Origin of the sequence: Paenibacillus sp. VTT E-133291, assembly GCF_002264395.1 — a bacterium.
Lineage (GTDB): Bacteria > Bacillota > Bacilli > Paenibacillales > Paenibacillaceae > Paenibacillus_AQ > Paenibacillus_AQ nitricinens.
The window spans coordinates 1-10,394 of sequence record NZ_NFVA01000141.1; the positions used below are offsets into that span (position 1 = coordinate 1).

12 protein-coding genes are annotated in these 10,394 nt (G+C 40.4%); 4 read left to right on the top strand and 8 right to left on the bottom strand.

The features are described 5' to 3' along the window. On the top strand, nt 1–306 hold a 306-nt coding region (locus CA598_RS29890; protein WP_143812475.1), incomplete at its 5' end, for an SOS response-associated peptidase family protein. A 146-nt stretch (nt 307–452) separates the two neighbouring features. On the opposite strand, the gene CA598_RS29895 is transcribed toward CA598_RS29890, so the two are convergent. From CA598_RS29895 to aroA, 3 genes are all read right to left on the bottom strand, one after another. Then, a complete protein-coding gene (locus CA598_RS29895) occupies nt 453–1,133 on the bottom strand; it encodes a hypothetical protein (RefSeq protein ID WP_094878833.1) in 681 nt (226 codons plus the stop codon). A gap of 224 nt (nt 1,134–1,357) precedes the next feature. Continuing rightward, nucleotides 1,358–2,413 (bottom strand): chorismate synthase, encoded by a 1,056-nt coding sequence (aroC, locus tag CA598_RS29900; RefSeq protein WP_094869562.1) that lies wholly within the window; start codon nt 2,411–2,413, stop codon nt 1,358–1,360. An 18-nt stretch (nt 2,414–2,431) separates the two neighbouring features. After that, entirely contained in the window at nt 2,432–3,778 is a 1,347-nt protein-coding gene (gene aroA, locus CA598_RS29905; RefSeq protein WP_094878834.1) for a 3-phosphoshikimate 1-carboxyvinyltransferase, read from the bottom strand. A gap of 105 nt (nt 3,779–3,883) precedes the next feature. Here aroA and CA598_RS29910 point away from each other — a divergent pair, with 105 nt between their 5' ends. Further along, nucleotides 3,884–4,792, top strand: coding sequence for a LysR family transcriptional regulator (locus CA598_RS29910; protein WP_094878835.1), 909 nt, complete (start codon nt 3,884–3,886; stop codon nt 4,790–4,792). Nucleotides 4,793–4,822: 30 nt separating this feature from the next. Here CA598_RS29910 and CA598_RS29915 read toward each other — a convergent pair whose 3' ends face one another. Beyond that, a complete protein-coding gene (locus CA598_RS29915; RefSeq protein WP_094878836.1) occupies nt 4,823–5,083 on the bottom strand; it encodes a helix-turn-helix domain-containing protein in 261 nt (86 codons plus the stop codon). A gap of 15 nt (nt 5,084–5,098) precedes the next feature. Further along, nucleotides 5,099–6,091, bottom strand: a complete 993-nt coding sequence (locus CA598_RS29920; RefSeq protein WP_094878837.1) for a GPP34 family phosphoprotein — start codon at nt 6,089–6,091, stop codon at nt 5,099–5,101. A gap of 383 nt (nt 6,092–6,474) precedes the next feature. On the opposite strand from CA598_RS29920, the gene CA598_RS29925 reads away from it, so the two are divergent. Beyond that, complete coding sequence (locus CA598_RS29925) at nt 6,475–7,194, top strand: class I SAM-dependent methyltransferase (RefSeq protein ID WP_094878838.1); 720 nt, start codon at nt 6,475–6,477, stop codon at nt 7,192–7,194. Between the two features lie 423 nt (nt 7,195–7,617). Here CA598_RS29925 and CA598_RS29930 read toward each other — a convergent pair whose 3' ends face one another. Together CA598_RS29930 and CA598_RS29940 are read right to left on the bottom strand one after the other, a co-directional pair. Beyond that, nucleotides 7,618–7,863: a hypothetical protein gene (locus CA598_RS29930; protein ID WP_094878839.1), complete on the bottom strand. Its 246-nt coding sequence runs from the start codon at nt 7,861–7,863 to the stop codon at nt 7,618–7,620. 308 nt (nt 7,864–8,171) lie between these two features. Next, entirely contained in the window at nt 8,172–8,657 is a 486-nt protein-coding gene (locus CA598_RS29940) for a DUF2199 domain-containing protein (protein WP_094878841.1), read from the bottom strand. Between the two features lie 354 nt (nt 8,658–9,011). Between CA598_RS29940 and CA598_RS29945 the strand changes: the two genes are divergently transcribed. Then, nucleotides 9,012–9,851 (top strand): YitT family protein, encoded by an 840-nt coding sequence (locus tag CA598_RS29945; protein ID WP_094878842.1) that lies wholly within the window; start codon nt 9,012–9,014, stop codon nt 9,849–9,851. Nucleotides 9,852–9,939: 88 nt separating this feature from the next. On the opposite strand, the gene CA598_RS32770 is transcribed toward CA598_RS29945, so the two are convergent. Then, entirely contained in the window at nt 9,940–10,143 is a 204-nt protein-coding gene (locus tag CA598_RS32770) for a hypothetical protein (protein ID WP_143812477.1), read from the bottom strand. Between the last annotated feature and the right edge of the window lie 251 nt (nt 10,144–10,394).

The following is a 10,394-nucleotide window of genomic DNA, read 5'->3' on the forward strand; positions in this document are numbered from 1 at the left end:
CTATACGAAATTTGGCGGGATACGCGCGGGGAGCCTCTTCGTACCTGTTCTCTGGTCATGACTGATGCCAATCCACTGATTAGCGAATTTGAGAGCCGGATGCCGGCGATTTTGTCCCCACAGGATATCACTCGATGGCTTGATGAGGAGACAAATGATCTGGAAGCACTGAATCCGATTCTGCGGCCTTATTCAGCAGATGAAATGCAGGTGTACCCAGTTACCCCAATGATTAACGACAACAGGAATGACTCGGCCGATTGTATCCGGGAAATGGATCTGAAGGGCTCCTGGGTAAAACCTTGAGATACTAGTAGAATTGGATTAGAATACCTTAATAATGGAGCAGCGGTGCTAGGGCGGGAAACTAAAGCCTTAACATACCGCTGCTTTTATTGTTACCGCTGAATATTGAAAGCAAGTTGCTGCTCGGATCTCTATTCTTCTACTGTCTACTTGACGGAGAGTTCGGCTTCATATTGTTCAAGCTTTTCAAAAACACCATCCACCCATTCTTGGTCATCCCATATTTGTGGATTGTCAAAGTTTCTTTCCGCAGGGTGACCCGTTGTGAAAGTATCTACACCATCTTTGTAGCCAAAGTACAAATCAACAATTTCCAATGACTTATTTGAAGATTGAACTAACAGTGTGCAAGTCAATCCAGAACCTTCGTTTGAAAAAGGTAAGCTCAGATAGTAAAGATTCTTATCAATTTTATTAATCACTTCTTCATTAAACTCATTATCGAGACCGAAATTCACACTACTGGCACCGTTCAATGCCTGCTTTTGTGTTAATTCCAACATTTTATCTGTGAATTTAAGAAGATTTGCACTCGAGATGTAATTCTCAAAGGATACAGTTTCTTGTTTTGCAACAGCTCCGGTATAAAGATTAACGAAGGCTTTTCCAAAGGTCACAATAGAATCATAATCTTCTTCATTGTTCTGATCTTCTTTTATAGAAAATTTACGATTAACCAATTCACTTAAGCTTTCTGCCACTAATTTCTCTGACGGTTCAACAGATGCTTCTATCTTCGATATAGCTGTATTTGGATTGTCTTTTATTACGGTAGGGTTTAAAACAAATAACATCAATACTACAATTCCTAACGTGAATATTCTCATAAAACCACCTTTTTCAACCCGTTCTTTGTTTCTTTTTGAAATATTACTGGTGCTCTGTCGTTGTCCATTAACGCCCCTCCTTTATTTAGTATTGCATAAGTTCTTTTCCGCTTTTCTAATTCCATAATATACTAGATCAAGTTTCTATATGGGGTAAAATCGAAGTGTGAACAGTAAAAAGCCCATTAGCGCAATATGTGCTAATGGGCCATGCCGCTTTTATATCATCCAAGCATAGCAGCTTGTCGTTTGTATTGATCCTCCAGTACTAAACAAGCCATAGCCTCTACCACAGGTACGATTCTCGGACAAATACAAGGATCATGTCTGCCTTCGGTGCGTATCTCTTGCTCTTCCCCTTTAATGTTAGTCGTTTGCTGTGGCACAGAGATGGACGACGTCGGTTTTACACTGATCCGAAATACGATTTCTTGTCCGGTGCTAATCCCCCCGATGATTCCTCCGGAATGATTAGTAAGAAAGCCATCGCTATTCCTCGCGTCATTATGCTCACTACCCAGCATCGTTGCCGCTTCAAAGCCAGCTCCAAATTCTATCCCTTTAACAGCACCAATGGACAGCATAGCTTTCGCCAGTTCTGCATCCAATTTATCAAAGACCGGCTCTCCAAGACCCGGAATCACGCCACGAATACGGCATTCCACAATACCTCCACAGCTATCTCCAATCTCGGCTAACCCCTCAATCTTTTTAATCATCTTCTCAGCTGCAATAGGATCACAAGCGCGGACAGCATTTTGTTCAATCATTCCCTCATCGAAGGATTCACACTTTATGCCTCCGATTTCTTGCGTGTATGCTACTACCTGTACACCTCTTCTCTCTAACAACTTACGAGCTATCGCACCTCCAGCCACTCTTGCCGCAGTTTCTCTACCAGAAGCACGTCCGCTTCCACGATGATCCCGAATCCCGTATTTCTCTAAATAAGTAAAGTCGGCATGGCCCGGACGAAAAGCGTCCTGAATCTCGCTGTACGCTTCTGGTCTCATATCGTGGTTTTGAAGAACTACAAAAAGCGGCGTACCTGTTGTTTTTCCCTCAAATACTCCTGATTGTATGTGGACAACATCATATTCTTTACGAGGAGTAGTTACTGAAGATTGGCCCGGTTTTCTCCGATCCATCTGTTTCTGTATATACGCTTCGTTAATCTCGACACCAGGTGTTACACCATCCACTATGACACCTACCGACACACCATGTGACTCACCGAAGGTTGTAATTTTGAACACTTCACCGAATGTATTTCCTGCCATTATATATGCACTCCTTAGTTAGTATTGGACCTGTACGCCTAACGCTGACAAACGGTCAAAATAATCTGGACAGGTCTTGGAGACACAACCAGGGTCGATAATCTGAATATTCTCAATCTTCAAGCCAATTAAAGAAAGCGCCATAGCCATCCGATGATCGTCATGAGAATTTAGTAAAGCTGGGATTGGCTGACCCGGATATACCGTTAGACCATCCTCAAACTCTTCCACACGTATTCCGAGCTTACTTATTTCCTCGCATATCGCGGCTATCCGATCACATTCATGATGTCTGATATGTGCGGCATCCTTTAGCGTGATTGGACCATCTGCAAAAATAGCCATAGCAGCCATGGTTAGTGTTTGATCCGACCACTTCTTCATACTCACTGTGAATCCACCCTTAAGCCGTGGGACACCTTGTACTTCAACAAAATTCTCCCCACGAAGAACGGTACAGCCCATTAACTCCAGAACGTCTAAAAACTCGATATCAGGTTGACTTGTATGGCTTGCATTGATTCCTTCAATTCGAACACGGCCTGCCGTAAGCGCCGCAACAGCCCAAAAGTAACAGCATGTGGATACATCAGGCTCTAAAGTGATCGTATGACCGTGATACTTTCCTGTAGGAACCGTTATCGATTGACCATCCTGAGATGCTTCTGGTGTTACACCAAAGGAGGCCATCATGGCAAGGGTCATCTCGACATAATCTCTTTGCACAACTTCTCCATCTATATACACGGTCACCTGGTCCTTGGCATACGGCGCCGCGAGCAGCAATCCACTAATAAATTGACTTGAAGTGGAGCCGGGCAGCGTAGCCCTTCCTCCTTGCAGACCTTTTGCCTCTAATGTAAAAGGTAAACAGCGCTCTACTTGTTTATACTCAAATTGTGCACCAAGGGTCGTTAATGCGTCGAGTAATGGAGCGAGTGGACGCTCACAGAGTCGTTTACTTCCATTCATTGTCCAAGTACCCGTCCCTGCCGCGAGTGCAGCGGGTAAGAATCTTGCAACCGTACCTGCCGCTCCTACATATAGCTCACCAGTCGGATTCGGCCAGTTGCCGCCACATCCCTCCACAACAGCTGTCTCTCCTTCTATCATAACGGGAATCCCCAGTTTCATTAACGAATCAATACACCAGTAAGAATCATCACTTTTTAATATACCCTTTATTTCTGAACGTCCTTCAGCCAAAGCAGCGATTACCAAGGCCCGATTCGTCAGACTTTTGCTTCCTGATATGGTTATCGTCCCATTGATTTCCGCTTTCGCTGGGCTAATCTTCACTATGTGTTTATCGCTATTCGTTGACCATGGAGAACGTGCTTCTAAGTCCGGTTGATTGGATTCCATTTCATCCCCCCCTTTGAATTATTCCTCTAGCCTGATTATAATGAATGAAATGTAATAAATGAAATTGGATTTTTACCATAATGATATAGAGGTGATCTATACCACATGTTCAACTTGGAATGGTATCGTATTTTCTGGCAAACGGCACGTCATCGTAATTTAACAAAAGCTGCAACGGAACTGCATATTACACAGCCTTCTGTGAGTTATGCCATTAAACAATTGGAAGAAGCCTTAGGACTGAAGCTGTTTCACAGGCTGTCCAAAGGTGTAGAGCTTACCGAAGAAGGGCGAGCGCTATTCGAATATGTGGAGCAATCCTTTTCCATGCTGGATTCAGCACAGAAGCATCTGGAGAGCTTGAAGCAGTTAAATGAGGGAGAAATACGAATCGGAGCCAGTGATTATCTGATCAAGCATCTTTTGTTGCCGCAGTTGAACATCTTCCATAGCACATACCCAGGTATACGAATCCGTCTCTCTCACGGCAAGACGCCAGACATCACTAAGCGTTTAAAAGATGGCGAGATCGACTGCGCCTTTGTCCATATGCCTCTTCACGATCCACTGCTAAATATACAGACGCTGGCTGTGCTGGAGGATTGTTTTGTAGTAGGAGAAGCCTATCAAGAATTAGCGAGTCGTTCACTAACCATGAGAGAAGTGTCAGAGCTGCCTTTAATCCTATTTTCTCAAGGGAGCAGCACTAGAGTATTTGTTGAGCAATGGTTTGCGACTAAGGGATTATCGGTAATCCCAGATATCGAATTGGGGAGTATAGAACTGCTAGCAGAGTTCGCTAGATTAGGGTATGGGGCAGCTTTTATTAGCCGTTCTTTCGTGCAAGAGGATCTTCATAGTGGAATACTTTATGAACTGAAGCTAGACGATCCGTTGTTACCTCGCAGTATAGGCTTTGCAGTACGACGGGATCGAAAGCTGTCTGTTGCGGCTGAGCATTTCGTTCGGATGATTGGTGCGAAGTTATCAGAGGATGTTAAATTCTTTGACTAAAAAAGCAAAAAACACCGGGAATCCCGATGTTTAATTCATTCCTAAAGCTTCTTTCATTTGTGGGATCGATAAACCGTCTGCTTTCAACTCTTTGATCCAAAGAATACGTGCGACGGTTTCCTCTCTTTTATATCTGCGTGTTAAATTCTCCTCGGCCTGTTCAAAGGGAAGCATGCCTTCTTCTGTATAATGTTTAAGTGTACTATAACGAGCATTTGTGATTCTTACCAATTCACCTATAGAGACATACTCTGAAGCCAAAATATTCTCCATAGAACGTTGTCTAGACATGGATAACCAACTCCTTTACAGCGGGCGCTTCGGAACAAGACGCACACCTTGAATTGGCACTTTCATCATAACAAAATGCGGGATCGCATCGTATAACAAATTATCAATTTTAAGGGTCGCAATTGATCCTCTCTCTATTGCCTTAATTTCATGTCCACACGACATTAATCTTGTAATCACTGCGTCTAGTCTTTGACTAGAATTATCAAACCAAGACTCTGTTTCTATAAAGACAGCTTGTGATCGCTCAAGGGCTGGGAAAATAAAATTAATACTACCACCGACATCCGTCTTCACAAACTTTGTCTTCAATTCTAGAAACCGTTTGATCCCTAACTCAATTCCATGATGAATTTGAATTGGAAATAATGTTTTTGCCCATAAGTTACTTTGATATAGATCATGAAATCTGATATTTACCTTTTCAAGTTCGTTCTTCGAGAAGTAATCATGCATACATCCACATTCACGAAGTAGCCACAGCATACAAATAACTTCATCTGTTACTGATCCCTCTTCCAAAATCTCTGCCCGTATATTCTCTGTAATGCTTGTGTACGCCTCCATTTTACTGCGATATGCTTTAATTTCAACTTCAGCAGAATCAAAATACATGTCGCTCCCTAACAGGCTTGGGATTTCTTCAAGTAAATTCATTGACTTAAGATAATCTGTAATCGCCGTTTCGAATTTTTTTAACTGATGGTTAGACTTTGTCGAAGCCTTTTTTAACCACCAATTTAAGTCACCCTCCGTAACAGCGCTATTGTGAAGTAAGGGTTGTAGAACCGTTTCTCTATAAAGTGTTGAATGAGATGGATCAAGTTTTGCTTTAGGCAAAGTGATCTTGTTCTCAGATTGTGATAAACATCCCTCTAAGTAAAGCTCCAATACAACCGCCGCGGCCATGCAGCGTAAAGATACTTTCTTAACAGTAGTCATATGAAGACTTCTCTGTCCATTAAGCGCGAGCAATGCAAAACTTGGTGCTAATTTTAAATCCATCATAACCATCCACCCCTATCCATAAATTCGTATTTACTGGATGATATTTATTCCGTATGGTGAGCGTTTTGATTTACTTACTACTTACTACTTATCACTTACAATATCCTACATTTACATTATTTTCAAGTGTTCTTGAATAAATTAAATAAAACCCAAACTTGTTGTCGAAGACTACTTAAAGAACGACGTACAAATATATCCTTTCAAGCAAAAAAAACAGATCTTCTAGCAATATCGTATATTACTTAACGATCTGAATCTGAATTAAAATAACCGAAAGTTTTTATGTATGTCCTTAAGTCAGTAATATTGAGCACTGCGGTACAAAGTTTATTTTTTTTCATAATATAAAATAAGAACTGCAGTGAAAGGAATTTACACTCATGGAATATTTGAATATGCTTGCTAAATTAGGTGTTGGAAATGCTCACCCTGGAGGGTTTAGTGCAACTTTAAAGCAGTTTGAACAATATCCGCTACCACCTGCTTCCCGAATCCTTGAGGTTGGTTGTGGTACTGGCAGAACATCTTGTTATTTAGCTGCACAAGGTCATGATGTAATAGGTATAGATATTCACCCAGAAATGATCTCAAAAGCTAAAATACGGGCTGATAAAGAGAATTCTTCAATTCAATTCTTAGTAGGTGACGCAAGTTCACTTCCTTTTCCTAAGGAGTCATTTGATGTGATTCTTGTTGAATCTGTATCCATTTTCACTGATACAGAAAAGGCATTTTCGGAATATTATAGGGTTTTGCATACTGGAGGCAAGCTTTTTGATAGAGAAATGATTCAATATAAACCTATGTCTACAGAAATCAATCAAGTGATTAGTACTTTTTATCATATTGAGAATCTATGGGACTTTAATGATTGGTCAGCATTAGTAAACACAATGGGATTTTATCATTCAAAGATAGACGGTCCCTTCTTGTTCCCTAAATCAAGTGAGGATCTTACAGAGCATCCAGACCATTATCAACAAATGGATGCGGAATCCTTTCTTGACCACACGATTTGGGAAGTGATCAGTAAGTACAACAGTATAATGGACCGTTACCATGAATACATCGGATTTATTCTCATTATTGGAACGAAATAAAGGATTGGCTTGTCCATCAACATTTGCAAAAAAAGAACAATAACCTTGCAACAGTGGCTATTGTTCTTTCTGATAGCCTGCTATTATACAAAGAAACAAGCAGATAACACAATTACTAATAAGATATAAAGAACCAAAATTTCTCCAGTAGAAGTAAATCTGCCTCCAACTCCATAGCTCATTGCATATCCCCTCCTTTTACTTCTTAAACATAATATGCGCTGCTATTCTAAATGAATGGATTATGACCTAATTCAGGATACATTGGGCTTAAAAAGACTTGCTCGATTTCAAAATGCCCAGAAAGTTGAGGCTGGATGAATCTGGACGATGTTAATCTCTCTAACCTCATTCGTCTCTGACATAGGAAGACACCTGATATCTCAACGCATTGATAAGTGTATGTGTCTAACGTAACAGATATTAACGCTCCCATCCATTTGGATACCAATTGTCCCAGAAGGCATGAGCAGCTTTCTTGTAGTCTTCGACATTCTTGCTTATTGAATAGTCTCCGCTATATATCTGATACTTGAAAATAACCTTGGGCTTCTCATCTTCATCCAAAGCATCTATATAAGGTTCGTAACTGTCAAGCATAACACCAATCAACCCCTCACAAGTACCAAAATTCCCTCTATTCTTTTGATCAGCTATATAGCTATCCATATCAAAACTTCACTTTTCATAAAGCATGTAGTTCACTGATAACTCTAGTTCTTTATGAGCACTATCCGTGTGAGTTTCAAAGTACCTAATAAGCGCTGAGATAATTTCCTCCTCTGCTAACCAGTTTTTCTCTAGTTGCTTGTCGATGTCGATGCGATCATACATCACACCTAAGTGCAAGTCGGTAGAACTATCCCTAATAAGTACTGAGGAGGCCGCTAAAAAAGGCGAATTTCCATTCAATAATGAATGGGAATTCGCCTTCTTTGCTTCAATTTTACTTTTTCCAATGCTAATTCCCACTAATATTAACCATGATTGATTAGATGGGCAATTTCCTTTACTCTCTCTATAGAAATTCCTTCTCGTTGTTCAATTGCAAGTGGATGATCCGTTTGTTCTAATTCCATTAATGGAACAGCACCAACTTCCTGTGTATGTACCCTTGTCTTTAAAGACAAGGTTGTTAATGGATATATTGAAAGCTCGGTCGATAACCAACCAAAATAAGGCTCTTCCTCTTCTCTTCCTTCAACAAGTAATAATTCATTAGATTTCAAGAAGTTCTCTGCGCTCAGGGATGCCCAAACACTCCAAATAAACTTCTCATGACTATCAATGATCGGTATTTCGATATGTCCTCTAATAAAGAAATGTTGTTCATCAATGACACAAAAATCATCTGTTAGTTCTGTTCTTTTCTCTTCTGGCACCGTGTAAAAGTATTGTGGTGCTTCTACTCCATAACATAGTGGGAGTTCATTCAATTCGTTGTTGCAGTGAGGACATTTCATGCTTCTGACTCCTTTTTATAAACTGTTCCTATCACTTATATTCTTATTATACTATTAATTAGAGGGACATGAATAAGCATCAGGCCGCTTGACAAGTGAACCGATCTAATTCTGTAATTTTCAATCGGCCCGGTAGACATCCACGTTCTTACCGCTCCATTAAACACAAGATTGTTCTTAGCGGCCGCGTCAATTATAAGAACTTATCCATTATACAGAATCTTGCATATTCATAATACTAATAGGGATTTTCAGACTGCTATGCGTTCATAGTCTTCGAAAAAAAGAGATTGCCTAATCTCACCCATATGAGATATAGTATTTTGATTATTGCAAAATGTAAGGATGGTAACGATGATAAAAAAATTAGCTAACGATTTATTTTACTTAGTACTTGGAGCATTTCTGTTTGCCTTAGCAGTCAACGTATTCGTCATTCCCAATGAACTCGGTGAGGGTGGAGTTACTGGGGTCTCCATTATTTTTTATTATTTATTTCAATGGTCTCCCAGTCTAGTCAACTTAATAGTGAATGCTTTATTGCTGATTTTCGGCTATCGATTCCTGGATAAAAAGATGATTATATATACAATTATCGCTGTGTTGCTCAATTCCGTATTTCTGCACCTTACCCACGATTGGAATATTCATTCCAATGAATTAATTGTGAATGCGGTATTTGGAGGCATACTAGTCGGAACAGGCATTGGGCTGATTATTCGGGTTGGCGGCAGTACTGCAGGTACAACCATTCTCGCAAAAATAGCCAACAAATATCTCCATTGGAATATTAGTTACGCCCTCTTATTTTTTGATTTGATCGTTGTGTTTTCCTCTTTCTTCATTATTGGGGCAGAGAAGCTTATGGTAACCATCATTATGCTCTATGTCGGTACAAAAGTGATGGACTTTATCATTGAAGGACTGAATCCTAAAAAAGCAGTCACTATTATCTCCATGCAGCAGGACAAAATCGCCGAACAGGTCAACTTGATCATGGACAGAGGCGTGACCGTTCTGCAAGGAAAAGGTTATTATAGCCAAGAGCCCAAAGAAGTGCTATACATTGTTATTAGCAAACAGGAAGTGCCCACACTCAAGAAAATCGTTGAAAATGCGGATAGAGATGCCTTCCTCACCATTCATGATGTAAGAGATGTGTTTGGAGAAGGTTTTGTAGAGTTATCAAAGTAAGCATAGCGGATGGTATTACAGGAATTGTCAATTCAAAAAAGCCGGCAGTTCCCCACATAAGGGAATTGCCGGCAGCTTTTTTTGGGTGTTAATCCATCGTCCTAACCGCTTCCAAATAGAATAGACTTTTAGAACAGACCCCTGCCTCATCAGATTTGAAGCTGGCAAGCATAAGCGCATCGGTATTCATCACCCTGTCGCTACCCTCCCTAAGTTCTAAACCCGCAAGAAGAAACATCATACGCTCTACCGATACCTTATTTACCTCTATCGCAATCATTACATTTTTCAAATGCCAAGACTTATTACGATCACTACAGGGAATCCAAAAAAGCCCTACGACCCAAAGGAGAGGCCACTGAAAAAGACTAGCTTTTAACTTTGTGAAACACCCAAAAATAGATAAAAGCGAATTTCCTTTCACCTAGGAATGAGAATTCACCTTTGTTTTTTTGGTTACTTCATGTTTTCTACTTTAGTAGTGTCAGTATTCTTTTGAAGTTAACAGTGAATATGGCCATAAATGGACTGAGGTTAAGGGAT